We start from the raw sequence: 24,442 nt of genomic DNA, 5'->3' as shown, positions 1-24,442 counted from the left end.
CACAGGTGTATATACTAATTTCAAAATAAATGTGAATATATTTAAAATTTAATTTTTTAAATATTTCCATCAATACCAAATAAATTCCTCACTTTCGACAAAATCGGCCTTGATTTTTAATCAATCAGCCTATTTTCGTATGTGAATATAAGAGAATATTCGGTGATAACCACCCATTCAGTATATCACTTAGTATATCACTTTTGTACATCAAATAAATGTAAACAAGCGAACTTATAATAAAGTTCGCTTGTTTACTATGCCACCCTTAATTTCCTTATGTTCAGCTTAACTTTTAGGTAAACTGTAACCTTCGCCCATTCGGGACCCATCCGAAAAGCGATAAAATTGATAATAATACCGACCGCTCTGTTTATAAAAAAGCTGCCAAGCATACTCTCCGTTATATACTCCCGGCAGCAAGCGTTCAATCGTTATGTCCGGAAGATCAGCTTTGATAATGCCGCGTATTTTGGCTTCCGAGGTTCCTTTACTTAGTTCCTCAGCAAACACTGCGTCGTCGCCTTCAGCAAATTTTCCATCTACCGTAAAGCGGACCCAGACCATAAGAGCAGTCCCGGCTTCATTTTTCCCAGTTAATACCCAGTACACTGCATTTTCATCCCAAACCGATTTTTGTGCTTTGGTTACCTCTGTTAGACCCGCTCTGGTTTTGGCAACATCCTTAGCGATATCACGCTCGTTCCATTGATCTTTCATAATATAGGCATAGAACTGGATAAGTCCAAACCCCAGGAGCAGAATCAGAACTGACCCCAGGAGGATCCATTTTTTCCTTTTCTTCAAGGTACAGCTCCCTTTCTAGTAATATATCTTTTTTGATTATATAACACACCCGCGCGTTTATCCAAAATTTCATAATTTTCTAGCTTTCCCAGCCTTAAAAATACACAAAAGGCCGCAACTTTTGCTAAAAGCAAAAAGTCGCAGCCTATTATTTATTCGTTATTCTCCAGACTTAACGCTTCAATAAACCTTCGAAGGCTTCTTGCGCTTTACGCCGGATAGCTTCCTCATCCAGGGTTAAGCATTGTCCATGCTTGATGACCTGTTTACCATTCACCCACACATGCTCAACATCCTTAGCGCTAGCAGAGTAAACTGCATGAGACAACAGATCTGTGTGTGGCAGCAAATGTGGCTGATCGATATCAATAGCAATGAAATCTGCTTTCATCCCTACAGCAAGTCTGCCTACATTATTTAAAAAGATGGATTGCGCGCCATATTCTGTAGCCATACGCAGAGCTTCTGGAGCTGGAACAGCCGTTGGATCACCGCTGACACCCTTATGAATGAGAGCTGCAAGCCGCATCTCTTCAAACATATCCAAGTTATTGTTGCTTGCCGCGCCATCCGTGCCAAGAGACACCTTCACACCAGCTTTTAGAAGATCAGTAACCCGAGCCACTCCGCTAGCCAGCTTCAAATTACTGCCCGGATTATGAGATACACCCACATTATGGCGAGCCAAGATCTCAATCTCTTCATCATTTAAATGAACACCATGTGCAACTATCGAGGGACGTGTGAACATGCCAAGCTTCTCTAAGTGAGCTACAGGACGCAACCCGTAATCCGCCACATTTTGTTCCACTTCACGTTTCGTTTCGGACATATGCGTATGCATCGGTAAATCCAGATCATGCGCTGCCTGCACAAACTTAACCAGGAAGTCCGGAGGGCAAGTATAAGGGGCGTGTGGCGAGATCATAGTAGTAATTCTACCGTCAGCCTTTCCATGCCAGTTACGGGCAAAAGAAATCGCTTCCGCAAGCTTGTGATTCTGTACATCCTCTGGACATAACCCGATCACACCACGCATCAATACGGAACGGATACCTGATAACTCAGCTACCTCGGCTACTCGGTCCATATGATCATACATATCGAGGAAGGTCGTAGTTCCACCCTTCAGCATTTCCAATACAGATAAGGAGGTTCCCCAGTATACATCATCACCGGAGAACTTTTCCTCCATTGGCCACATCTTCTCCTGAAGCCACACTTGTAGCGCTAAATCATCTCCATATCCACGCAGCAAAGACATCGCCGCATGACCATGTGTGTTTACAAGTCCAGGCATGAACAGCAGACGGCTGCCATCAACCACTTGCACTCCAGCTTCCATCTGAGGCTCTTCTTTTCCTATGTAAGTGATTAAATCATCTTCAATAGTCATATATCCACTCAGAACCGGCTCATCCGTTCCCGGAGTCAGAAAATACCCGCCCTTAATTATCGTTTTATTGTTGTTCATGTTCACTTTCTTCCTTTCCATCCCGCAAGTAATAAGCAAGACTTTGCAGATCAGTTGTAAAATCAGCTGCATGCACCCGGATATTCGGTGGTGTCTTCAGAATCACAGGGGCAAAGTTCAAAATTGCTTCAATCCCAGAAGAAATGAGGATATCTGCTACATTTTGAGCTTCTGAATCAGGTACGGTAATAATGGCAATGCGAATACCTTGCTCACGAATTGTGCTGCCTAGTTCATCCATCGGTTGCACAGTAAGGGAGTTGATCTTACGTCCAACCTTAGGAGCGTACGAATCAAATATAGCCGTAATTTTCATAGTATCTTTGAGATATGCATTGTAATTAGACAAGGCATGTCCGAGATTACCTGCTCCAACTAAAGCTACATTAAGCTGTTGATCCAGCTTCAGGATATGACGGATTTTCTCAATAAGATACGTTACATCATATCCGATACCTTTTCTGCCGAAGTCACCAAAATATGCTAAATCCTTACGAATCTGTGCGGGATTAAGATCAAGCTTTTGTCCAAGTTCCTGAGAGGAAACTGTTAATATTTCGCGATTCTGGAGATCATTCAAAAAACGCAAGTACACAGGTAGTCTGCGAACAACGGCTTCTGATATTTTATCCGATTTCATATTTTTCCTCCTAAAAATAGTAATGTTCTTGTGAAAATCCATATTCAAACGTCTACCTCTCCTTATTAAGGACGGTACTGTAACACACCGCCCTTAAGGATAAGGAGGAGCTAAACTGAAGACGAGCGTTTTAAGAAGCGCCGCCATCCTCTAGCCATTCCGCTATGCGAGGGACCATTTGATCAGTAAGCATATGCTCCATTTTGGGACCAGGCAATGAATAAAGGAAATACTTCCCGTAATGAGATTCAATAACCCTTGTATCATAAACAATAACTATTCCGCGATCCTGCGCCGTGCGAACCAGTCTTCCGAATCCCTGCTTAAAACGAATAACCGCTTGAGGAACAGATAATTTCATGAACGGATTCTTCTTCTGGGCCTGTAATAACTCCGACTTCGCTTCCGCCAACGGGTGATTCGGCGGTTGAAATGGAAGTCTCACGATGGCCAGGCAAGTCAGTGCTTCACCTGGAATATCTACACCTTCCCAGAAGCTGCTCGTCCCCAGCAATACGGATGCTGCACTGTCCTGAAAGCGGCGGATCAGCTTGCTCCGGCTGCCACCTTCCACGCCTTGACCAAGCACCGTAATCTCTTGTGAGGCCAAAGCCTCTTTAAGCGGATCATATACCTGACGCAGCATTTTATAAGAAGTAAACAGAACCAGCATCCGCCCACGTGTTGTTTTAGCAGCTTCCGATAATGACTGTACGAGTGTATCGACAAATCGAGCATCGCCCACACTCCCCTTCACACTAGGAAAATCACGCGGTATAACTAGCAGTGCCTGCTCGCGATACTTAAAGGGAGATGGAAGGAGTGAGGTCATTAGACGTCCCTCTTCTGCAGCTTCGTTAAGTCCGAGATTATCAATCATAAATTGAAAAGACTTATCTACAGACAGCGTCGCCGAGGTAAGCACGATGCTTTTTTTCTTATCGAAGAACAACTCTTTAAGCTGGCTGCTAACATCCACAGGGACGGCATACATCTGCAGTGATTTGCTGCGGTAATTTCCATTTGCCTCCAGCCAATATACTACATTATCGTCATTCAGCCCCATAAAGAATCTTACTTGCTCACGGATGGAAGCCAAATCCTTAAATAAACCGCTAATATCAGTAACAAGACTGTCTGCTGAAGATTGGCTTTCCTGGTCGCGCATCTCGTTAAGCATTTTATCACCCTTACGGATGATGTCGCTTAACGTCAGATTCATAGTGTTCTCTAGCGCAACCAATTCATCCCAATCCTTCGGCTTACGGGCGGGAATCAACCGCATAACCAGTTGTCCCGCTTCCCCTGCCCCTGCATCACTGCGTTCCGGCAAAAGGCTGAACAGCTTGTCGCTGAGTGCATCCCAGGTTTCTTTGACGGTAAGCAGATCCGGGTAGATCCGATCGATGACTCCGCTCCATTCTGAAGCCTCTTCACTGCCTGACGACTGTAATATCTGACGCAGAGCAGGAAGCTGTCCGTTTCGGCTATCTTTATACAGTCGCGATAACGTGTGTGCCACAGTGAAATGCTTCATATGCATGCCAAGATGTTTACCAGCCACATCTTCTAAATGATGTGCTTCATCAATGACAAGATGCTCGTAAGCCGGAAGCAGCTGGTGCCCAGCCTTAACATCTGCGAATAGCTTGGAGTGGTTCGTAATAACCACGTCAGCAATCCCAGCTTCATGCTTGGCCCTATGATAATAACATTTGCGGAACCAAGGACAAGAACGGCCCAGACAGGAATCGGTATCGCTTGCCACCGTCTCCCAGAAGTCACCGCCCCGGCCGCTTAAATTCAGCTCTTCATCATCCCCTGATTCACTTTGAGTGAGCCATACAATCATCTGAGCGGCAGTAAGCGCATCTTCCCTTGGGCTTATAAAGTCCTTCTTATTAATTTTATGCTCAAACTTACGCAGACACAAATAATGCCCTCTTCCCTTAAAAATAGCAGCTTTAAACGGAAAAGGAACTACCTGCGTTAACAAAGGGATATCCCGCTCGCGCAATTGGTCCTGCAGATTAATGGTATGAGTGCTGACCATGACTTTTTCATTGGTGCGAACGCTTTGATAAATGGCAGGCAACAAATAACCGAGCGATTTACCGGTTCCTGTGCCCGCTTCGATCAGTAGGTGTTTGTCTTCGGCAAGTGCCGTCATCACCTCATTGATCATAATATCCTGAGCTTCCCGGCTTTCATACTGCGGTAATGTGTCTTTAAGTCGTTTGGTTACTTCGTCCATATAATCAGTAAAAGATAAATTCGCTAGCGGATTCTCAGCATGCTCATCTCTAGGTGGCGCTAACTCCGTCCAATCTCCTACTGCAAGCGCTAATTGACGATAGAAAGTCAGATCACCTTCGGGCTGTAGCGTTTCCGCTTCCCGCTCTCGCAGCAGACCATCAAAGTACCAGCCCAGATCACTATCCTCTTCGGTAAACAGCTCACAGAGTCTCTGGATCGTAAGCAGCGGCAGCTCGTAGAGCTCCTCCAGACATTTCAGCAGCACTAAAGCAGTCGCAAGTGCATCACTATCTGCCTGATGCGGACGATCATGTGTCACTCCAAAATGAGCACTGACAGAGCCTAGTTGATAAGATGTGAGCGAAGGAAAGCAAATTTTCAGAAAATCAATCGTATCCAAAATCCGCCCTTGAAATGGCAAATAACCACAACGATCTAAAGCATTTTGTAAAAAATGGAAGTCGAAAGCGACATTATGCCCTACAAGCACAACATCATCCAAGAGCGGAACAAGCTCCATCATCATCTCATCCAGCTCAGGCGCATCCTTAACATCATCATCGGTAATCCCCGTCAGACCTGTTATAAAAGGAGGAATCGGCGTTCCGGGCTTGACATAGGAACCATATACCCGGGAGATGGACCGGTCTTCTTCTATAATTGCAAGGCCAACCTGGATAATTTCACCCACGGATTGGGTTCCTGTTGTTTCAAAATCAAGCACGGCAAATTTCATTATAATTCTATTCCCTTTCAATTGAGACTCTTAATCAGCATAACAGAAGTTGCGAAAAAAGGCGATGCACACCACTGGTTCAGGGGATGCATCGCTTGAATGGAAATTTCCAAAACCGTTATTCTTTTACAAAAGGGAAACCAGCTGATTTCCAAAATGCAGCTTCCCTCCACGACGGCGGCATACCTCTAAGTTAACGTTTGGTTCCGGAAGCGCAGGGTCATGCTGCAAAGCAAGATCAAATAATTCCTGCGCTTCATTGAAACGTTCCTGTGAGGCTCGTATGCAGCCTAAAGCATTATAAACCATGGCTTTCAGCTTGGTTTCCCGTATCAAGCCCAGCATATGGTTCAGATGACCCCAAGCGGCCTCACCGTCACCTTCCTGCAGATAAGAGATGGCTAAATATAATCGAGCAGCCAAGCTATCCGGGTATTGCGCAATAACTTCTTTAAACTGATCAATACACTTTCCATACATCAGCAGCTTATAATACCCCTGACCTCTTACAAAGGAATCCATACATAGCTCTGGTGCTTCCTGTTCCGGCACTTCCTCTTCGACCACTGCTGTAAAATCCGCACTTTCGCGAAAGGAACTAAGCTTCTCAGCAAAAGCGAGCCATTCATCCATCACTTTGTCGCTCAGTCTATGCAGCATATTATAATTGCATAAAAGCTCGTTCCGGCGGGCACCCTCCGCTGTAGGGTAATCTGTTACGATCTCCTGAAGCACCTTGTTCATTTCAGCAAACAAATGTTGAAACATGGGCGATCCCCCCTTACTGAAGATGAAATCAGTTCAGCTTGCCTGACTTCATTTTCTGCGAGATCGGGGTCTTTCATCCCTGCCATTCATTACATGGCGTAAGTCCATACATTAAGCGATTGTAGCATGCAATTCATGATCAGCCAGCTTCACTGGTTTGTTATTCTCATCCACGAATACCACCGTTGGCTTATGTGACTCCAGTTCTTCTGAGGACAACATCGCATACGAAATGATAATTACTGTATCGCCCGGCTGAACAAGACGAGCTGCGGCACCATTAAGACAGATCACTCCGCTTCCGCGCGGTCCAGGGATTACATAGGTTTCCAGTCGCGAACCATTATTGTTATCCACAATTTGAACTTTTTCATTCTCAAGAATGTCCGCGGCTTCCATCAAGCTCTCATCAATGGTAATACTGCCTACATAGTTCAAATTCGCTTCCGTTACTGTTGCGCGGTGAATTTTGGATTTCATCATATGTCTAAACAAGTGCAGCAACCTCCTTTGGAATAAATACATTATTATCAATCAAGCGTGTTCTGCCAAACTTCACGGCGAGCGCTATTATAATTTCCCCATCCACTTCTGATAAAAGAGCTTCATCCTCTAATCCTTCAAGATCAGGGAATGTTAAGATCTCCGCATAATCAATCACCGCTAGAGGGGAGCTGGAAATAACCGATGTCAACAATTCCCGCACTTCAGCAACGGTTGTTACTTTTCCTTCTTCAATAGACTGACGTGCTTCACGTAAGGATCGAGATAACACCAATGCCTGACTACGCTCCTCTGGAGACAAGAATACGTTACGTGAGCTGAGTGCAAGTCCATCCCCTTCACGAACGATCGGACAAGGAATAATTTCGATATTCATATTAAGATCGGACACCATTCGGCGAAGCACAGCAACTTGTTGAGCATCCTTCAGCCCAAAGAAAGCATAATCCGGCTGTACGATATTGAAGAATTTATTAACCACTGTGGTTACACCATCAAAATGCCCAGGGCGGGATGCCCCACAAAGCCGGGTAGTAAGCTCCGATACCGAGACCGTAGTCCGAGTAGGCTGCGGATACATTTCTTCCACACTGGGGATAAATACAATATCTACTCCCTCACGTTCAGCGAGCTCCAAATCACGACGCTCGTCACGCGGATAGGAATCATAATCCTCGTTTGGCCCGAATTGCAATGGATTCACAAAAATGCTCATTACCACTGTGTTGCTCATTTCTCCAGCCCGGCGAAGCAGACTGGCATGTCCGTCATGCAAGTATCCCATCGTAGGAACGAACCCAATCGGGGCGTGCCCGCCTTGTCTCATATACTCCAAAGCTTCGCGCAGCTGCTCCATGCTTCTGACGACTCTCATTTATTTCCCTTCCTTTCTTGCAGCGCCATATAAAGATTCCAAAACCGTTTCATCTGCATTAAAAACGTGGTCTTCATCTGGGAAGGAACGTTCCTTCACTTCCTTCACATATTGGCTGATGCCCTCACGGATTACATTACCCACTTCCGCATAGGTTTTGACAAAACGTTTCTCACGGTAAGGTGAGGCATACCGCAGCAAATCATGGAAAACCAATACCTGTCCATCACAGTAACGGCCTGCACCGATACCAATGGTTGGGATGCTAAGCGCTTCAGAGATCGCTTGGGCTACTTCTTCCGTTACCAGCTCCAGAACGATTGCAAAAGCACCTGCTGCCTCAAGCGCCTTAGCTTCATCCATCAGGCGTTGCGCATCTTTGGCATCTTTGCCTTGAATCCGGTAGCCACCAATCATATTCACAGATTGCGGAGTAAGCCCGATATGTCCCAGTACAGGGACTCCCGCAGCTACAACCGTAGCTACAGTATCACAAATCTCGAGTCCGCCTTCCATTTTGACGGCATGAGCCCGCCCTTCCTGCATTAATCTGCGCACACCCCGCAGAGTTTCATCTACACTTCCGTGATAAGTCATAAATGGCATATCCGCCACGATAAAGGTGCTTTGTGCTCCTCGAGTTACCGAGCGGGTATGATACACCATATCTTCAATCGTTACCGGTAAAGTTGTATCGTATCCAAGGACTACATTCCCAAGAGAGTCACCAACCAAAATAAGGTCGATACCTGCTTCTTCTGCAAGAACTGCAGACGGATAATCATAAGCGGTCAGCATGCTCAGTGGCACACCTTCTGCTTTCATTTTTTTCATTTTCACAATATTTAGCGCTTGTTTGTTTGCCATTTCTCTTTTCGTCCTCCTTTTTAAGTAACCTGCCCGTAAAAATCGCAACAAAAAAACCTTTTAGCAATCATTTGCTAAAAAGGTCCGAAGGGCAAAAAAGAGTCACTTGCGATCGTCCCTTCTGTCTCGGTCCTTACGGCTCAGAGCAGAATCCAACGTAACCGTCAAACGCAGTTATGAAGGTATTTCCAATAATAAAAATATAAAAAAGTTCTTCAGTTCAAGAGTACAGTTCGATAAACGATACCGCCTCCGACCCATAGTATAACAAAAAAAGCTCGGAATTACACGAAAAAAATATGACAAGGGATGATACCCTTGTCATATAAAAAATATTATAAAAGTTCAATCTCACCTGAGCATACGTTAGAGATCTCTCCCAAGCTGTTTTTAAGCAGCAGACCCCCCATTTCATCCAAACCTACTACCACACCTTCAGAACGCCCCTGAGAGCTATTGAGTGCGATCTGGCGACCCAAAGTCACTGACATGGACTCCCAGAGCTCTTTGATGGGTTTAAAACCTTGCTTCATGTACAAATTGTAATGCATCTCCAGCTCGTCCAAAACCGCTTTTACCAGCTCAGAACGGTCAACTGGAGCACCACCCCGCTCAATCCGAAGTGAAGTCGCGACCTCCTGCAGATGATCAGGATAATCTTCCTCTGTCATGTTCGCGGAAATGCCAATTCCAGCAATGCAATAATGAAGCTCCCCTTCTCTTAGAGAAGATTCGAGTAAAATCCCACAAATCTTACGACCGCCTGCGAGCAGATCATTCGGCCATTTAATGCCGGCATCTACACCTGTTACCCGTCGAATTGCCTTACAGACGGCAACCCCAGCCAGCAATGTCAGCTGCGGAGTCACCGACAAGGGTAATTGGGGCCGTAACACAATACTCATCCAAATGCCCTTGCCACGGGGAGAAAACCACTTTCTTCCCATTCGGCCGCGGGCACCCGTCTGTTCCTCCGCGATGACTGTTGTCCCTTCCGGCGCGCCGTTTTCCGCTAAAAACTTAGCTTCTTCTTGAGTGGACACCACAGATTCCAGCAACTGAATGTCACCTACCCAATTCGAAGCGGAGGTCTCTCGCTTCAGCTCAGTTAGCGACAGCGCTTTATCATCGCTCATGTCCATCCATCCTTTTTGCTTCATGCAGCAATAATTGTTTATCGTTAGGTAAATCACCTGAAGCGACCGCTTGCAGGAGTCCATTTAACATTTTGCCTAGCCATGGTCCCGGACGTTTATCCAAAGCCTCCACCAGCTCATTGCCTGTAATCTCAAGCTCTGAAAGGCTGGTTAGCGGCATTTGAGCGATCCATTCTCTTGCCGCTTGTACATTTACAGTGGCAGGTGAGGTTGAGGCCTCTGACGATTCCACGACGGAAAAGACAGAAGAAGCCGCTGTTGAAACCACAGCGGGAAGCGCAGGTGCGGCGGCTGGCAGGATCGCCAGCAGCGAGAGCCACGCTTCGGCAGCTTCCACGCCGAAGGCCAGCACGGCGGCGATCCATTGCCGCCGCAGACCTTCCATGCCGCCCGTATCCGGCGGCATGGCCTCTATCGCAGCGGTCCAAGCTTCGCGGACCCGAAGCACCTGGACGACGCCGCTCCGCGTCGTCCCCGAGAACGTCCATGCCCGCAGCAGCACATCGGCCTCTTGGGCCGATTGCTTCAGGGCATGGAGGAGAAGCGCCCACCGCAGGCGGGCGCTCTCCAGTTCCCCGATCCCGGCCGTTGAGGCGGCGGCAGCCGCCATATCGGTTCCGGTCCAGGGGAACGGGGCTTTGCCGCGCGCCAGCAGCTCGCAGCGCGCTAGCATGCCGAGGCCGCGCAGAGGATGCGGCCCCTCGACGATGCGGTCCAGCTCCGCGCGGACACGCTCCACAGCAATATGCGCCAGCTTATCCCGCTGGCGCATCAGGCCCCTCCACGTGTTCTTCGCGATGGAGAAATCCAGCACCGCTGCAAAACGAATGCAGCGAAGCATACGAAGCGCATCTTCGTCAAACCGCTCCTCCGCATCGCCTACACAGCGAATCACCTGCAGCTGTAGATCCTTCTCACCCTCAAAAGGATCAATAAGTTCCCCATTTAATCCACAGCAAATCGCGTTGATCGTGAAATCACGACGACGAAGATCCTCCTTCACATCGTTGACGAAAAAAACATGCTCTGGACGACGATGGTCTACATAACCACTTTCTGTCCGGTATGTTGTCACTTCAAACCCACAACCATCCTGTATCACGGTGACCGTACCATGAGCTAATCCTGTTGGCACACTGCGCGCAAAGATAGCTATCACTTCCTCCGGCAGTGCTGAGGTTGTAATATCCATATCATGCACTGGCCTACCCAATAGCTCATCGCGAATACATCCTCCAACCCAATAAGCCTCGTGGCCATTTTGGGTTAACTCGGAAATTACAATCTCCGCTGCAATTGCCATCGCAGAAGGTGCCATTGTCCATTCCATATATGACTCCTTACCCCCGAACCGGGTCCAGTCCAAGTACCTTGCGCCCCAGCACCCGGTAATAAATATCTTCATATTGTTTCGTTATCGAATCCTTACAGAAATCTTTGCAGGCTGTTTGTAGACAAGCTTCTCTGAACTGTTGCACCATACGTTCATCCGACAGGAGCTTAACTGCATATTTAGCCATAGCCGTTGTATCGCCAATCGGGGCAAGGAATCCAGTCTTTCCATGCTCTATAAGCTCAGGGATGCCTCCGGTTTGCGAGCCAATCGTCGGTACGCCGCAAGCCATTGCTTCCAGAGCAACCAAACCAAAGCTTTCCTTCTCGGAAGGTAGCAGAAGCAGATCAGCTAAAGAGATCACCTGAGCGATTTCATCCTGCCTTCCCAGAAAACGAACTTTATCTTCCAGACCCATTTCGCTAATTTTGGCTTGAATTTTGGGAAGATCCGGACCTTCACCTACAAGCAGCAGGCGTGAAGGCAGTTCACGATTCACTTTGGCAAAAACGTCAACAACATCGCTGACTCTTTTTACAGGACGGAAATTACTGATATGCATCAGAATCTTTTCATCAGGCGCTGCGAAATCTCCCCGCAGATCCGTTACATCACGCGGATAATAGACCCGATGATCCACGAAGTTATAAGTGAGATCAATGTCGCGGGTAATATCGAGTACGTCCCGTGTTTCTCTAATAAGATCCTGAGAGACCGCCGTAACGGCATCACTTTCATTAATCCCCAGACGAATCAAATCTTTAAGCGATTCATCCTGACCAAGCACCGTTATATCCGTACCATGCAACGTAGTTACAACCTTCATATCGTTCCCAAGCATTTGCTTTGCAAGGAAAGCACACACTGCGTGTGGCACTGCATAGTGAACATGGAGAAGGTCCAGATTTTGCATTTTGGCAACCTGAGCCATCTTCGTAGCAAGCGCTAGATCGTACGGGGGATAGCGGAATACATAATAATCGTTTACTTCTACCTCATGGTAAAAAATATTTTTCTGAAACGTTCCCAACCGGAACGGGATACTATGTGTAATAAAATGAACTTCATGACCCTTCTCGGCCAAGAGTTTACCTAATTCAGTCGCAACTACGCCTGAACCGCCAAGAGACGGATAACAGGTAATTCCTATTTTTAGCATACGATCCATCTTCCTGTCTCCTTCTTCTCCAGTATTGATTCGTGTAATGAATCATCTATTGTTTGTCGGCCGCTTTCAAAAAAGCGAAGCGAACACCGTTTCTTTCAAAATCACACAGGACTTCATTTCTCTAAGCTGTTCAAAAAAAGCTCTCAGGAGCGCAATGGCGTATTCATTCCAAGCGCTCCTGGATCAATCATAATCAGCTTATTATATTATCATACAAACTTCGTTATATCCGTTCCTTAAGTAAACAATTCCACCGTATGAGGTACCTTGGTTGCAAACCCTTCTGCATAAGGAATCAGCCTGCGCTGGCCAAGCAGCATATCTCTCGAACGGACTCGTTCAATGTAGCCTTCCGTTAACGGTGTGGATACAGCATCCTCACCCGGAGGTTTGGTGAACTGCGAGCGATAGCAGGACAATGCCTGCTCCTTCAAGCCATATTGTTCAGTAACATCAACAATAAGATCGGTACGTCCTAAATCATTGATAAAATAGAAGTACAGCTGTGGAGCAGGAATTGCCGGCTTGTCCGGCATATATTTACGTAGCTTGGCATTAAACACAGCCTCTTCCACCAGCTTGCTACAGGCGATATGATCGGGATGACGATCCTCCCAATAAGGAGCAAAAACTATCGTAGGAGAAAAGCGGCGAATTTCAGCAGTCACAGCCGCCACATGCTCTGCTGTAATAAAAAGCCCTCTATCTGGCAGACCCAGGTTTGTCCGCACGGATGCTCCGAGAAGGTCTGCAGCTTGCTGCGCTTCTTGCTTGCGAAGTTCTACTGTACCGTTCGATGACATTTCCGCGGCTGTTAAATCGCAAAGTCCCACCTTAAGTCCCGCAGCGGTATGTTTCGCAATTGTTCCTGCCATACCAATCTCCGCATCATCTGCATGCGCACCAAATACAAGAATGTCCAGCTTCATTCATCAACACCTGGTTTGTATTTGTGAACCAGTGCACGCCAAGCAAAATCACCACGATCAATCGCCTTCACAAGAACCTCCGCTGTGGCAATATTCGTAGCTACCGGTATCCCGTATACGTCACACAAACGAAGCAGAGCTGAAATATCAGGTTCATGTGGCTGCGCCATTAATGGATCCCGCATGAAAATAATAAGATCCAGTTCATCCTGTGCTACCATTGCACCGATTTGCTGATCTCCACCTAATGGACCAGACATGTAACGATGAATTTTTAAGTTAGTTACATCCATAATCCGTTGGCCAGTAGTCCCTGTAGAAAATAGTTCATGACCTTCAAATACATGTTCATAAGCTAATACAAAATTTACGATTTCATCTTTTTTACGATCGTGGGCAATAAATGCGATCTTTAACATGGTGTTCTCTCCTGTCTATTCTATAAAGTGCTCGAATCCATAGATCAAGCCTGTATATCCCATTACCTTTTCAATACCCATCTTAACGCCTGGCATATATCCTGCACGCTCATAAGAATCATGGCGAATCTTCAAGGATTGTCCGAATCCACCAAAAATCACTTCTTCTTGAGCAAACACGCCAGGAAGACGGACACTATGTATCCGGAATCCGTTATAGTAACCACCACGGGCACCTTCAATGGTTTCTTCCTCTTTAGGATTACCTTGACGAAGTTCCTCACGAACTTCCGAAATCATCTCTGCGGTTTTGACCGCAGTTCCGGATGGAGCATCCAGTTTCTGGTCACCATGATACTCTATAATTTCCAGATGCGGGAAGTACTTTGAAGCTTGTGCCGCAAATTTCATCAATAGAATAGCTCCAATGGAGAAATTCGGAGCAATAAGTCCGCCAATCCCCTGTTCTTGACACTGCTTGTCCAGTTCCACCATCTGCTCCGGTGTGAATCCGGTTGTACCGATAACCGGACGCACTCCGTACTTAATAGCTAGCGCTGTATTCGTATACGCTGACTGCGGTGTAGTGAAATCGACAAGGACATCTCCGTTGCTTCCCGCGAGGGCGGCCTCAAGATCAGAAGTTACAATAACGCCTGAGTCTTCCAGACCTACCAGACGCCCTGCATCAATATCGCCCGAAGAACGATCTACTGCTGCTGCTAACTCCAGCTCTTCGTCCTGCAATACAAGTTTAACAACCTCTTTACCCATTCTTCCGCCTGCGCCGGATACAACGACCCTGATCTTGTTATTCATATTTTTTCCATCCTCGCTCTCACTAGTTATATAGTTATTGCATATACGATTGTATGGATTTCTGAAGGTCTCTCATCAATTCCCGCAAGCCAGAATCATCCGGATGTAACGAAATCACTTCTTTTAAGGCAGTCATAGCTTGTAAATGTTCATTCACTCGGCTATGCGCGATAGCAAGCCATACATAAGCATCCCCATATAATGGATCAAGGGTAATAGCCTCTTTGAGCAGTGTAATCGGATGATAAGGGTTGCGAGTTTTGTTATCTTCATCTTCTATCAACCGTTTGGCTTCTTGTACATGCATCATAGCCTGCAAATGCTGCAGATGCAGACTATACTCAGGTTTGCTGGTGTCCAGCTTTACAGCAGCCTGAGCATGAACTAAAGCTTTATCTAGCATACCACTGCGGGCATACGTTATGGAACAACGATATCTAACCTCGGCATCAGCAGGGCTTGCTGCAATTGCAGACTCGAAGCAAACAATAGCTTCGGCAAAGTCACTGCGCAATATCGAGCGGTAGGCCTCTCTTACATAATCCTTATGATCCATATACACACCATCCTCACGGCTAAATCCCGTTCGTTTGGTACAGCATATGTTATAGAGGCCTAATCGGTGTCTTTCGGCGTCCAACGTCCCGCATCACGGGTATTAAATTTATGCATTACCTTATTATGCGCTTCCGTCAGGTCTATCCCGAGAGAATTTGCAAAACAAACGGTAATAAACAGAATATCTCCCAGTTCAAGTTCAATGGAATTCTCAGCTTCATCAGACTTCTTAGGCTTCTCGCCGAACTCATGATTGACCTCTCTAGCCAGTTCTCCGACTTCCTCGGACATGCGGGCCAGCATAGAGAGTGGACTGAAGTACCCTTCCTTAAACTGCGATATATAAGCGTCTACTTCACGCTGTATGTCACCAAGACTTTTGTCCATAAAATGTAACTTCTCCCCCTCTGTATATCTTGCCTTCTGTTTGCCCCTATGTTATCGTAAAGACGTTTTGAAGACAATCTTTTTTGAATATTTTAACACACGCAAGAAAAGGTATACTTATTATAGGAAAAGAAAAACTGCCTACAAAAGGCCTAACGAGGGATTTCATGAATTCAAAAAAGGTAATTACAATCAGCAAGACAGTCGCTCCCATCTTGCTCGGAGCCGCAGTATATGCCTTCGGGCTACTGTATTTCATCATTCCTAATCAGTTGATGGAAGGCGGCGTAACCGGGATCACACTTCTCCTTAATTATGCCTTTAGTATTCCCATCTTTTTATCCACACTGCTGATCAATCTTCCTTTGTTTCTGCTAGGCTGGAAAGTTCTAGGCGGGCGGCAAATTGTGTATACAGGTGTAGGGATTGGGGCATTGACCTTTTTCCTGTGGGTTTTCGAACGAATGATTACTGCGGGATGGATTATCCCCTTCAGTACCGAACACGACTTTATTCTTGCGGCACTGTATGCAGGAGTAACGCTTGGAACGGGGCTTGGGCTTGTATTCCGTTTTGGGGGTACAACAGGTGGTGTAGATATTGTCGCAAGAATTCTGGGACGGAATTTTGGTTGGAGCATGGGGCAGATTATTTTGGCCATCGACATTATTATTATTGGCTCTTCCATCCTCTACATTCCTAAAGAAAAAATACTTTACACACTCGTCGCAGTTTTTATCTCATCACGAGTTATAGATTTTATCCAAGAAGGCGCCTATGCTGCCAAGGCATTTACAATTATCAGTGATGAAGCACCACAAATTGCCGATCTGATTACAGCCGAAATGGACCGTGGTGTAACCCTCATCCCTGCCATTGGTGCTTATTCCAAGCAAGCCAAATATATGGTGTACTGTGTAGTCTCAAGGCAAGAAATCCGCCGGCTAAGTCTGCTGGTCAAATCCGTTGATCCACGCGCCTTCGTAATTATTAGTGATGTACACGACGTACATGGAGAAGGCTTTCGAGAAACCTAAATAAAAAGGAGTGTAGGCCATTTCAAGCCCACACTCCTTTTTGCTGTTTATAATTTCATCCTACGGAATCGGCTTCCAATTCTGATTCTGACCACGATACTTGCGATAGGCTACATAGGCTAACGCAGCTATAATGAAGCTTGCGGCTAACCCTCCCCAAATCCCAAATTCTTGCGATGCCAGCGGCAAGGACAAAGCAGGTTCATCCTTCTCTTTTCCGAACATTACTCTTACCGCATCCTGACCATAAGATACAATTTCAAGCAGGCGGGCACGTTCAACCTTTTGTGAGGACGAAGGAATGCCGGCCGCATATGAGAGCCAGGAATCAAAAGCATTCACAACTTCAGGCTGGCGGGAGACAATCACTGCCGGCCGGATGTTATCATACCTGCCCTGCAGTCTTTCCAGAGCTGTTTTCCAGCCCGCCAAATCATTCGCAACCGCACTTTGCTCCATCGCATTTAGATCCTCACGAATCAGCTTGTAGTACTGAAGCCAAATAGGCTGGCGCGGATGATTAAGACTGTTGGCAGCTAGACGTAGCTTGGCGGCTGCCGCTTCCCATTGCTGTGGATTTATTTTCGCGCCTGCCACGGTAGCCTTCAGGTCCATAATGACCCCTGACAATGCATTAATACCCTCCACAGAGGTCATTCCTTCAAAGGATGAGGACACAAAGATCTTGGAGATCGCTTCGGTCTCCTGTCGGACCTTCATTACATCTCCTTCCAAAACATTCCCATACAATGCCTCAGCAGCTTGTTCCAGCTGCTGCGCTCCAGTCTTTCCGCTCATTACTGCCAAACCGTTGCCCGAACTAACGTCGGCGCTTTGCTTCGAAGCTTTGCCAGACCCTTCACCAGCATCCCCTAGCGCTGCTGAAGCCTTTACAACATCCATACTGGACAGCAGCCAGCAGAATACTAGAACAACCACTACATAATATCTTCCGCGGCGCATGAGACATCCCCCTCCTACTTAAGAAGAAACGACGTTGTCGTCTTTTAAAGACGATATTCGTTTCTCGTAAAATTATAAGGATAAAGCATAGTATAAAACTTATACTTCTTATAATTCTAAATGTATGGCAGGGGGACAAGGGATAGAACTGCTTACTAACGTCTATTCTTGAACTGATAGATTGACTCTACCGGTCTTTGTCTTCTACTAAACAACCAAGCAGCTGCAACACTAAGCAGCGTAAGCGCCATTGTAAAGTACTGTACCTGTATAACATAATCGTTCAAAACAGAAGGTAACCACGGATAGATTCCGTAAGAATAATCCAGCATATCGTTGGCGAGTGTCCAAAGCAGGGCTAATGGAATCATTTTGCGGAAAGAAAAAAACCTTGCATAAATCAATGCTTCAACTGCCATCCCCGTATGGGAGATTACCAGCATCCAATCTTTCCAAACCAAAACATCACCGTGATAACCCCCGGCAAAAATAATACTCACTGCCCATATCCCGTACTTCACTGACGTAACGACCGCCAAAGCCTCAATAAGTTCCCTTACATTGTTTCCTGTGTAGCTTTTTGGAGGGAAGAGCATCAGCAACAGAGCCAAGGTAAAAAACAAACTTGCGGTTGGACTATCCGGAACAAATGGAAGCAGCCAGTGTGGATAATTAGCCGCAGTGAACTCCAGTTGATTGCCATACCATATGTAACCATAAATTGTACCCAGGAAATTTACGATAAATAACAACCAAATAATTCCCCGGTTCTTAAACAGTTTGTTAAACCAATGAACTGGCATACAGATTATTAACCTCCCCAAGTAATGGCACTTTGCATTTAGACATACAAAAACCTGACCGCATGCACGATCAGGTTGCGTTATCATTATTTTACTGTTCGCTTTTTTGTTTGGCAAGCCAGCCGGCCAAGGTATCAATATCCGCTTCTGATAGACCTGCTCCCAAGGCGGTATCGTACATTTTCGGCATCTGCCCTTGACCCTCTTTTATAATAGTAAGGATTGCTTCTTTGTCATGAGTGTCTCCAACTCCACGAAGTGAAGGTCCGCCCGCCCCTTTCAAATCCGCTGCGTGACAGGAGATACAAGTGGCTTGCTTGAAGAGCCCCATAGCAGGATCATCCTTGTCCACAATCGCTACTTCTTTTGGCTTAACGGCACTGGAGGTCGGAAGACCCTTTGCCCTGTTCTCCGCCGCCTTTTCTTCCCTTTGAACATCTTCAGGAATCTGATCCGTTTCAGCCATTTCATGTTTGTATTCAGTCCAGGCTGTATTGGTCAAATAAACAATTGCTGCAAGTGACAAGAACATTAAAGATGAAGCAATCGGCCTACGGTAAAAGCGACGCTCTCTACCCGTATCCAGAAAAGGAGCCAACAGAAGTGAACCAAAAGCTACACCAGTAACTCCTAGTGTACCCAGAACGATATAATCGCCCGAAGCATATGGGAGCTTCAAATACTGATAGAGGAACAAGAAATACCAGTCAGGAATCGGGATAACCGTAGCACTAGCATTTGCTGGAAACCCTAGCGGAGCTGGCTCTGAAATAGTAAGGACTAATATTCCTACAAGTACAACGACTCCGACCATCCATTCCTTCAGTAGAAAGTTAGGGATAAAGGCTTCCGATTTGCCGGGGTAAGCCGTGTAGTCCGGAGGTGTGATAAATCCGTTCCCTCTGCGAACTCTGGAATCACCGACATATACAACCTTTTCCTTAGAATTGTTTCCATGCGCCATCCGTATTCCTCCTCTCTCAGATTAACTTACAACGGTCCGGAAATCCCTTGTCTGCGGATCATAATAAAGTGTCCTACGAGCAGACTAAGAAGCACCGCTGGGAGGAAGAATACATGTAATGCGAAAAAACGAGTTAAGGTTTCGGCACCAACAATCGTTCCACCTTGCATCAGTTCCTTCAGCACCGGCCCCATCACTGGAACAGAATTGGCTATTTCAAGAGTTACCTTTGTTGCGAAATAAGCTTTATTATCCCAAGGCAACAAGTAACCTGTTAAACCAAGTCCCAACATTACGAAGAAAATCAGCATTCCAACTACCCAGTTCATCTCGCGCGGCGCTTTGTAAGAGCCTGTAAAGAAGACGCGCATTGTATGAAGGAACATCATAACAATTACTAGACTTGCGCCCCAGTGATGCATCCCGCGGACAATCTGTCCAAATGCAACACTTGTCTGCAAATACTCAACACTAGCATAAGCATTAATAATGTCCGGAACATAATACATCGTTAAGAACATACCTGATAAAATCTGTATGACTGTAATAAAAAAGGTCAGTCCGCCAAAGCAATACACGAACGCAGAGAAATGATGGGCCGGATTAACATGCTCAGGAACCTCGTGATCGGCCACGTCTCTCCAAATCGGCGTAACATCCAGACGTTCGTCAATCCAGTTATAGACATTTTTAAACATCAGAACTACGCCTCCTCACGAGCTACTGTATTTGGCACAATGTCTCCCAAAAGCACCCACCCGTTATCGAATTTCGTTTTATACTGGTCAAGCGGCTTAGGAGCAACTTCGAGATTTTTGCCAAGCTTTGTATAACGTGCACCATGGCAAGGGCAGTGATATTCGTCCGGATGAGCTTTATCGTTGTTCCACCCGACCGTACATCCCAAATGTTTACAAATCGGTGAAAGCGCATAAATATCACCCTTCGCGTCTTTCCGGATCCACGCAGTGAGTGTCGCTGTACTGTCGTACCATCCGTCCTTCTGTTTCAATTCAAAAGTAAATTCCTGGGGCTCTTCGGTGATTTTGCTTATCTCAGCAACCTTGATAAAATCTCCAGCACCCTTCTTATGTAATATCGGATCCACGACAAAACGGACCATGGGGAGAATTGTACCCGCCCCCATAAAAGCAGTGGCGCCACCAAGCGTGTAGGTCAAAAATTGCCTGCGCGACATCTCTTTACGGCTGGGTGGTTGTTCAGGCCATGTCTCCTGTTGTTCATTATGGCTGCTCATACTGTTATATAACCCCCTTCTCAAGATATAAGAAAGTATCTGTGGTGTCCGATCAGAGATGTCTCAATATAAATAATCCGTTTTCAAATCTTTTCAATGAAATACATCACATACCATTTGGATTCAACCTAATAATAGCTTAGGCTCCAAAACCCGTCAAGAATATTGTCTAATTTGTGACAGGCTAAAAAGCGGTTTCAACCTATAATTGTTGATTTTCTGTCACATTTATAAGGAGTTCATCCCCGCCACATGTCTTGAATTTTCATACTAATTTCACTGTTATTCCTCCCTTCTTGAGAAGCCTCAATGATAGGCAGAGAGAGAACTAAATCGCTTTCATAGATTTGGCTTTCTTGGAGAGGTACATCCGCTGTCAACACCACTACATGCTGGAAACCACTGGATTTGACTTTTTGGCAAATCTCATTAATTAAATTCACATAGCCCTCTCCAGCGTACTGAATGGCTGGGTAAGTCACGATCCGCCCTTTGAACGGTATTTCCACCATATCCATGAAATTACGTAATCTTTCGAGTGCCTGAACGGTCTCAGGAGGACTCTCAAGTCCACTTAATCCTGTAAAAGGTATGAGACATGTATCATAGAATTTTTGATTTTCTTCCCAAGTGTCCACTTCAAAATCGCTGAATTTCATTCCCATTCATCTCCCTATGTATAATTGTTAATTTTTCCGTTCTTTCGCAAAGCTTCCTGAAGTTATAGAACCCATTATATTGAAGGAGGAGGAGGAACGTCCAGATTTAGATTTTATATTTTCGTTCGATTAAGCAAATTGAGTAGATTATAAGCAAAAAAAGAAATGCGCTAAGCGCATTTCTTTATGCCAAACTTTTAAGTTCCTCAGTAAGATTTCGGAAAGCCATCTCATCTCCGGTAGCCAGCGCCGTGTCAATCTCACGGTGCAAGATGTCGGAGCGACGCTTTCGCAGCGCTTCATCCCACACCATTTCTGCCGCAAGTCCTAGCATCACTTCATACGTAGCCTTCATTTTGTCCATTCGATACACCTCCGCTGTTTAAGAGATCCTTTTTTCTTGTTATTTGATATTTTGATATCCATCAAGATGATTATGTTTTCGGTTTCAAGAGAATCGGCACCTACTAAAGCATATTCATCAATCCTGTCTTCGTTCTACATATTTGCCCATTCCGCTCAATACTTCCTCTATTGTACCCATCAGCAACAATAACGGATTCCTACATCTGCGTATGTAATCCCCATAAGCATTTCGCACACGCACCTCTACCGAAGATACTTAGGCACGGCTGTCTCTATCCCCCATGGCGTCATCATCACAGCGAGTCCACCAGAAGTCTCGCCCAATTTAAGCATCCCTAGGTGCACCATCATCCGTATTATACGTTGCTCTAGAATAGAAGCAGCACTGTCATAATAAAACGGTTTAATTAGCCACCCCACACCATCCACTAAAGAAGGTACTGTCACCCAATTACCGGCGCTGATGCTTATCCAATACACAAGTGAAGGTAGATTTGGCACAGCCCCTTTATATAGTCTTAACCAAAAAGAGAATATCTGCATCAACGAATCACATTTTCCATCGTTTAACACAGCCTCACCGGTCGCAGTAAGCCTTAGCCGGAAGCCTTCCTCAGAGATCCAGCGGCGGTGACGAATATAGTCATACAAAAGCGCAAATCTTGGAGGATAATGCTCACAAGCTCTCCCATAACCAAACCTCCAACCGCCTTTGCTAAGAAGCTCCTCCGGAATATGAAGCGCGTTCATCACACCTTGCTGATAACGCCTATACATTGCCCCTTCCTGATTCAGTTCTGGCTCATTGTCCTTAATATATCTCAGCAGCATTACCAGATCACTGATCATTAATTCTCCTTCACTGCGATACATCACAGGTTCAGGGCTAGTTGCGATGCTCTCTTTGATATGCGCACTCATCGTCTCCCGAAAACGCTCTTTTAAATCTTTGGGTACCTGGTACAAATATCTGGTCTGCTGTGAGGAACCACTAAAGAGCCAGCCTCCACTCTTGAAGCGAGAGACCATCTCCCGGAAACCTCCAGTTTTTCCTTCAGGTGCATCAAAAGACGCTTGCCTTGCCACAGCCAACAAATCCTCAAGACTAAAGTAGGTGCGTTCATCAAAAAGCAATGTATTCAAAAACCTTAAATCCTCCGGAGTGCATTCCCGGATATGAGACTCCATAAAACTTCTGCTTCCAAGCATAATCAAAATACTTTGGATCAAGTCGTGTTTGGAATTCTGTTTGCATTCACACCGGTAGCGGCCCGCTATGGCGGTCAGTTGTCCAATATCTGCATAAGTAAGCATATCCGCCAGATTCATGTTTTATCGCCTCACCGTTTTACTACCATTATGGGGAATACTGCCTATTTTATTCCCTTTATTGCAAAAAAAATAACCCGAAGCCCGGGTTAATGCTGATTTTGCAGGATATGGCGAGTACAATTATATAAAATAGGGTTCCATTCCCGCTCTTTCTTCTCCAGAATCGTCAAGGATAGATTGCCAATTCGTTCAGAATACTTATCCTTGTAAAGAGCAGTATACAGCTGAGCAAGAAATCCTCCATGGGATATGACGAGTATATTCCGATTGGGATGCAATGCAGAAATATCTTCCATAAAAGCAAGAGCCCGAGCCTGAAGCTGTTCGTCGGTTTCTTGACCGAGGGAGAGCTGGCTCCATTCCTTCCCCCACTTCTCTTCACGTTCTGCGGCAGTAAGCCCTTCTACCTGCCCATAAGCACGTTCCCGGATACGCTGATCAGGTTCTAATAGCGGAATCCCTAACTTGTCAGCAATAATCTTACCGGTCTCAGCAGCGCGGGAAAGATTACTAGTAACGCAGCAGTCCCAGCTGTACGGTTCCTGTAATAAGCGGTCAGCAAGCATTGCAGCTTGCATCCGTCCTTCATCATTAAGTGGAATATCACTTTGTCCCTGTATTTTCCCTATCGCGTTCCAGTCCGTCAATCCATGGCGTATCAAGCCGATTAGCATGTTGCCTCCCCCTTTTCAGCAAAGTATTTGTCTCTTAATGTAACATGGATGAAATAAAAAGTCTTCTTTTTATGAGTTTTACAATGCAAAAAGCCCCTCATTACATTAAGTAAAGGGACTCATTCAATGTTCTGAATATTATAAACAACGGAAGCAAAGACATATGTCTAATAACCCTCTATGATCGGCGATAACGATTCAGCCTAGTTAATGAAAATACTGCAAAGCCTACACCTAACATTGATAACATCATCCAGTATTGAGGATGAGTGGGTCCCATACTTACTACAAGGGGTTCAATGATCCCACCTTCAGAGCCCAAAATTGGATACGTTGATTGCCATTCCATCGAGGATCCAGCGACACCTGTCTCCACAATTCCACTCTGAGCAACAACTGCATCACCTGGAGTTCTGAACATCGTAAAATAAAGAACGCTGGACAGAAATATTGCCAGAAAGCATGCGATCCATAAGCTAAGCCGATGGCGAACAATAGCAGAGGTCCCAGCAGATTTCCCGTCACCGGGCATCAACCATGGACTCTCTAAATAAATCCGCTCCATGACCTTAACATTTATGGCTTCAGCACGCTCTTCACTGATCTCTTCCCTCAAATCTTGCATAAGCAGGCTGCTCTCTTGCCATAGAGCCCATTCTGCAGCGCAGTAAGGACAAGTTTCAATATGTC

Annotated in this window: 27 protein-coding genes; 1 reads left to right on the top strand and 26 read right to left on the bottom strand. The window is 45.8% G+C overall.

Going from position 1 to position 24,442, the window contains the following annotated elements; translation table 11 throughout:
• Nucleotides 1-288 precede the first annotated feature (288 nt).
• The 16 genes from MHH63_RS07185 to MHH63_RS07110 form a co-directional block, all read right to left on the bottom strand.
• Nucleotides 289-807, bottom strand: coding sequence for a cell wall elongation regulator TseB-like domain-containing protein (locus tag MHH63_RS07185; RefSeq protein WP_339281200.1), 519 nt, complete (start codon nucleotides 805-807; stop codon nucleotides 289-291).
• 172 nt (nucleotides 808-979) lie between these two features.
• A complete protein-coding gene (locus MHH63_RS07180) occupies nucleotides 980-2,281 on the bottom strand; it encodes an amidohydrolase (protein ID WP_341164137.1) in 1,302 nt (433 codons plus the stop codon).
• Nucleotides 2,268-2,921, bottom strand: coding sequence for a redox-sensing transcriptional repressor Rex (locus MHH63_RS07175; protein WP_036676294.1), 654 nt, complete (start codon nucleotides 2,919-2,921; stop codon nucleotides 2,268-2,270). The genes MHH63_RS07180 and MHH63_RS07175 overlap by 14 nt, the downstream gene beginning before the upstream one ends.
• A gap of 130 nt (nucleotides 2,922-3,051) precedes the next feature.
• Nucleotides 3,052-5,913 (bottom strand): ATP-dependent DNA helicase DinG, encoded by a 2,862-nt coding sequence (gene dinG / locus MHH63_RS07170; RefSeq protein ID WP_076127545.1) that lies wholly within the window; start codon nucleotides 5,911-5,913, stop codon nucleotides 3,052-3,054.
• A gap of 126 nt (nucleotides 5,914-6,039) precedes the next feature.
• Nucleotides 6,040-6,681 carry a tetratricopeptide repeat protein gene (locus MHH63_RS07165; protein ID WP_076278335.1) on the bottom strand — a complete coding sequence of 214 codons (642 nt, stop codon included), beginning with the start codon at nucleotides 6,679-6,681 and terminating at the stop codon, nucleotides 6,040-6,042.
• A 111-nt stretch (nucleotides 6,682-6,792) separates the two neighbouring features.
• Nucleotides 6,793-7,176, bottom strand: coding sequence for an aspartate 1-decarboxylase (gene panD, locus MHH63_RS07160; RefSeq protein WP_036676288.1), 384 nt, complete (start codon nucleotides 7,174-7,176; stop codon nucleotides 6,793-6,795).
• Nucleotides 7,169-8,059 carry a pantoate--beta-alanine ligase gene (panC, locus tag MHH63_RS07155; protein WP_076306198.1) on the bottom strand — a complete coding sequence of 297 codons (891 nt, stop codon included), beginning with the start codon at nucleotides 8,057-8,059 and terminating at the stop codon, nucleotides 7,169-7,171. Before panC ends, panD begins: the two co-directional genes overlap by 8 nt.
• Nucleotides 8,060-8,926 (bottom strand): 3-methyl-2-oxobutanoate hydroxymethyltransferase, encoded by an 867-nt coding sequence (gene panB, locus MHH63_RS07150; RefSeq protein ID WP_076302751.1) that lies wholly within the window; start codon nucleotides 8,924-8,926, stop codon nucleotides 8,060-8,062.
• A gap of 335 nt (nucleotides 8,927-9,261) precedes the next feature.
• Nucleotides 9,262-10,062 (bottom strand): biotin--[acetyl-CoA-carboxylase] ligase, encoded by an 801-nt coding sequence (locus MHH63_RS07145; protein ID WP_076302752.1) that lies wholly within the window; start codon nucleotides 10,060-10,062, stop codon nucleotides 9,262-9,264.
• A complete protein-coding gene (locus tag MHH63_RS07140; protein ID WP_076302753.1) occupies nucleotides 10,052-11,413 on the bottom strand; it encodes a CCA tRNA nucleotidyltransferase in 1,362 nt (453 codons plus the stop codon). Before MHH63_RS07140 ends, MHH63_RS07145 begins: the two co-directional genes overlap by 11 nt.
• Nucleotides 11,414-11,423: 10 nt before the next feature.
• Entirely contained in the window at nucleotides 11,424-12,584 is a 1,161-nt protein-coding gene (gene bshA, locus MHH63_RS07135; protein ID WP_036676278.1) for an N-acetyl-alpha-D-glucosaminyl L-malate synthase BshA, read from the bottom strand.
• Nucleotides 12,585-12,820: 236 nt separating this feature from the next.
• A complete protein-coding gene (gene bshB1 / locus MHH63_RS07130; protein ID WP_038572419.1) occupies nucleotides 12,821-13,513 on the bottom strand; it encodes a bacillithiol biosynthesis deacetylase BshB1 in 693 nt (230 codons plus the stop codon).
• Complete coding sequence (gene mgsA / locus MHH63_RS07125; protein ID WP_036676275.1) at nucleotides 13,510-13,932, bottom strand: methylglyoxal synthase; 423 nt, start codon at nucleotides 13,930-13,932, stop codon at nucleotides 13,510-13,512. Before mgsA ends, bshB1 begins: the two co-directional genes overlap by 4 nt.
• A gap of 15 nt (nucleotides 13,933-13,947) precedes the next feature.
• Nucleotides 13,948-14,751: a 4-hydroxy-tetrahydrodipicolinate reductase gene (gene dapB, locus MHH63_RS07120; RefSeq protein WP_036676273.1), complete on the bottom strand. Its 804-nt coding sequence runs from the start codon at nucleotides 14,749-14,751 to the stop codon at nucleotides 13,948-13,950.
• A gap of 34 nt (nucleotides 14,752-14,785) precedes the next feature.
• Nucleotides 14,786-15,307, bottom strand: a complete 522-nt coding sequence (locus tag MHH63_RS07115; RefSeq protein ID WP_036676272.1) for a tetratricopeptide repeat protein — start codon at nucleotides 15,305-15,307, stop codon at nucleotides 14,786-14,788.
• Between the two features lie 59 nt (nucleotides 15,308-15,366).
• Nucleotides 15,367-15,696, bottom strand: a complete 330-nt coding sequence (locus MHH63_RS07110) for a nucleotide pyrophosphohydrolase (protein ID WP_036676271.1) — start codon at nucleotides 15,694-15,696, stop codon at nucleotides 15,367-15,369.
• 167 nt (nucleotides 15,697-15,863) lie between these two features.
• On the opposite strand from MHH63_RS07110, the gene MHH63_RS07105 reads away from it, so the two are divergent.
• Nucleotides 15,864-16,733 carry a YitT family protein gene (locus MHH63_RS07105; protein WP_076127532.1) on the top strand — a complete coding sequence of 290 codons (870 nt, stop codon included), beginning with the start codon at nucleotides 15,864-15,866 and terminating at the stop codon, nucleotides 16,731-16,733.
• A gap of 60 nt (nucleotides 16,734-16,793) precedes the next feature.
• On the opposite strand, the gene MHH63_RS07100 is transcribed toward MHH63_RS07105, so the two are convergent.
• From MHH63_RS07100 to MHH63_RS07055, 10 genes are all read right to left on the bottom strand, one after another.
• Nucleotides 16,794-17,696 carry a sporulation protein YpjB gene (locus tag MHH63_RS07100; RefSeq protein ID WP_076302754.1) on the bottom strand — a complete coding sequence of 301 codons (903 nt, stop codon included), beginning with the start codon at nucleotides 17,694-17,696 and terminating at the stop codon, nucleotides 16,794-16,796.
• Between the two features lie 155 nt (nucleotides 17,697-17,851).
• Nucleotides 17,852-18,499 carry a DUF1405 domain-containing protein gene (locus tag MHH63_RS07095; protein ID WP_051490910.1) on the bottom strand — a complete coding sequence of 216 codons (648 nt, stop codon included), beginning with the start codon at nucleotides 18,497-18,499 and terminating at the stop codon, nucleotides 17,852-17,854.
• A 91-nt stretch (nucleotides 18,500-18,590) separates the two neighbouring features.
• A complete protein-coding gene (locus MHH63_RS07090) occupies nucleotides 18,591-19,463 on the bottom strand; it encodes a menaquinol-cytochrome c reductase cytochrome b/c subunit (RefSeq protein ID WP_076127526.1) in 873 nt (290 codons plus the stop codon).
• A gap of 26 nt (nucleotides 19,464-19,489) precedes the next feature.
• Nucleotides 19,490-20,161, bottom strand: a complete 672-nt coding sequence (gene qcrB, locus MHH63_RS07085) for a menaquinol-cytochrome c reductase cytochrome b subunit (protein WP_036676266.1) — start codon at nucleotides 20,159-20,161, stop codon at nucleotides 19,490-19,492.
• A 5-nt stretch (nucleotides 20,162-20,166) separates the two neighbouring features.
• Nucleotides 20,167-20,721 carry a QcrA and Rieske domain-containing protein gene (locus MHH63_RS07080; protein ID WP_076127525.1) on the bottom strand — a complete coding sequence of 185 codons (555 nt, stop codon included), beginning with the start codon at nucleotides 20,719-20,721 and terminating at the stop codon, nucleotides 20,167-20,169.
• Nucleotides 20,722-20,960: 239 nt separating this feature from the next.
• On the bottom strand, nucleotides 20,961-21,380 hold the full coding sequence (locus tag MHH63_RS07075) for a DUF2487 family protein (RefSeq protein WP_076127523.1): 420 nt from the start codon (nucleotides 21,378-21,380) through the stop codon (nucleotides 20,961-20,963).
• A gap of 184 nt (nucleotides 21,381-21,564) precedes the next feature.
• A complete protein-coding gene (locus MHH63_RS07070) occupies nucleotides 21,565-21,744 on the bottom strand; it encodes an IDEAL domain-containing protein (RefSeq protein WP_036676261.1) in 180 nt (59 codons plus the stop codon).
• 245 nt (nucleotides 21,745-21,989) lie between these two features.
• On the bottom strand, nucleotides 21,990-23,075 hold the full coding sequence (locus tag MHH63_RS07065) for a hypothetical protein (protein ID WP_076127522.1): 1,086 nt from the start codon (nucleotides 23,073-23,075) through the stop codon (nucleotides 21,990-21,992).
• 89 nt (nucleotides 23,076-23,164) lie between these two features.
• A complete protein-coding gene (locus MHH63_RS07060) occupies nucleotides 23,165-23,752 on the bottom strand; it encodes a histidine phosphatase family protein (RefSeq protein ID WP_076127520.1) in 588 nt (195 codons plus the stop codon).
• 178 nt (nucleotides 23,753-23,930) lie between these two features.
• The gene (locus tag MHH63_RS07055; RefSeq protein WP_051490909.1) at nucleotides 23,931-24,377 is read right to left on the bottom strand and encodes a hypothetical protein; all 447 of its coding nucleotides are present in this window, start codon (nucleotides 24,375-24,377) and stop codon (nucleotides 23,931-23,933) included.
• Nucleotides 24,378-24,442 lie beyond the last annotated feature (65 nt).

Source organism: Paenibacillus sp. FSL H3-0310, from assembly GCF_038002785.1.
GTDB lineage: Bacteria > Bacillota > Bacilli > Paenibacillales > Paenibacillaceae > Paenibacillus_AQ > Paenibacillus_AQ odorifer.
This window is presented reverse-complemented; position numbering and strand designations above follow the sequence as displayed.

Bases quoted from the DNA above. Each gene is read 5' to 3' on its own strand.
- MHH63_RS07180 (WP_341164137.1), bottom strand. From the start codon at position 2,281: ATGAACAACAATAAAACGATAATTAAGGGCGGGTATTTTCTGACTCCG.
- MHH63_RS07175 (WP_036676294.1), bottom strand. From the start codon at position 2,921: ATGAAATCGGATAAAATATCAGAAGCCGTTGTTCGCAGACTACCTGTG.
- dinG (WP_076127545.1), bottom strand. From the start codon at position 5,913: ATGAAATTTGCCGTGCTTGATTTTGAAACAACAGGAACCCAATCCGTG.
- MHH63_RS07165 (WP_076278335.1), bottom strand. From the start codon at position 6,681: ATGTTTCAACATTTGTTTGCTGAAATGAACAAGGTGCTTCAGGAGATC.
- panC (WP_076306198.1), bottom strand. From the start codon at position 8,059: ATGAGAGTCGTCAGAAGCATGGAGCAGCTGCGCGAAGCTTTGGAGTAT.
- panB (WP_076302751.1), bottom strand. From the start codon at position 8,926: ATGGCAAACAAACAAGCGCTAAATATTGTGAAAATGAAAAAAATGAAA.
- MHH63_RS07145 (WP_076302752.1), bottom strand. From the start codon at position 10,062: ATGAGCGATGATAAAGCGCTGTCGCTAACTGAGCTGAAGCGAGAGACC.
- MHH63_RS07140 (WP_076302753.1), bottom strand. From the start codon at position 11,413: ATGGAATGGACAATGGCACCTTCTGCGATGGCAATTGCAGCGGAGATT.
- bshA (WP_036676278.1), bottom strand. From the start codon at position 12,584: ATGGATCGTATGCTAAAAATAGGAATTACCTGTTATCCGTCTCTTGGC.
- bshB1 (WP_038572419.1), bottom strand. From the start codon at position 13,513: ATGAAGCTGGACATTCTTGTATTTGGTGCGCATGCAGATGATGCGGAG.
- mgsA (WP_036676275.1), bottom strand. From the start codon at position 13,932: ATGTTAAAGATCGCATTTATTGCCCACGATCGTAAAAAAGATGAAATC.
- dapB (WP_036676273.1), bottom strand. From the start codon at position 14,751: ATGAATAACAAGATCAGGGTCGTTGTATCCGGCGCAGGCGGAAGAATG.
- MHH63_RS07115 (WP_036676272.1), bottom strand. From the start codon at position 15,307: ATGGATCATAAGGATTATGTAAGAGAGGCCTACCGCTCGATATTGCGC.
- MHH63_RS07110 (WP_036676271.1), bottom strand. From the start codon at position 15,696: ATGGACAAAAGTCTTGGTGACATACAGCGTGAAGTAGACGCTTATATA.
- MHH63_RS07105 (WP_076127532.1), top strand. From the start codon at position 15,864: ATGAATTCAAAAAAGGTAATTACAATCAGCAAGACAGTCGCTCCCATC.
- MHH63_RS07100 (WP_076302754.1), bottom strand. From the start codon at position 17,696: ATGCGCCGCGGAAGATATTATGTAGTGGTTGTTCTAGTATTCTGCTGG.
- MHH63_RS07095 (WP_051490910.1), bottom strand. From the start codon at position 18,499: ATGCCAGTTCATTGGTTTAACAAACTGTTTAAGAACCGGGGAATTATT.
- MHH63_RS07090 (WP_076127526.1), bottom strand. From the start codon at position 19,463: ATGGCGCATGGAAACAATTCTAAGGAAAAGGTTGTATATGTCGGTGAT.
- qcrB (WP_036676266.1), bottom strand. From the start codon at position 20,161: ATGTTTAAAAATGTCTATAACTGGATTGACGAACGTCTGGATGTTACG.
- MHH63_RS07080 (WP_076127525.1), bottom strand. From the start codon at position 20,721: ATGAGCAGCCATAATGAACAACAGGAGACATGGCCTGAACAACCACCC.
- MHH63_RS07075 (WP_076127523.1), bottom strand. From the start codon at position 21,380: ATGAAATTCAGCGATTTTGAAGTGGACACTTGGGAAGAAAATCAAAAA.
- MHH63_RS07070 (WP_036676261.1), bottom strand. From the start codon at position 21,744: ATGGACAAAATGAAGGCTACGTATGAAGTGATGCTAGGACTTGCGGCA.
- MHH63_RS07065 (WP_076127522.1), bottom strand. From the start codon at position 23,075: ATGAATCTGGCGGATATGCTTACTTATGCAGATATTGGACAACTGACC.
- MHH63_RS07060 (WP_076127520.1), bottom strand. From the start codon at position 23,752: ATGCTAATCGGCTTGATACGCCATGGATTGACGGACTGGAACGCGATA.
- MHH63_RS07055 (WP_051490909.1), bottom strand. From the start codon at position 24,377: ATGCAAGATTTGAGGGAAGAGATCAGTGAAGAGCGTGCTGAAGCCATA.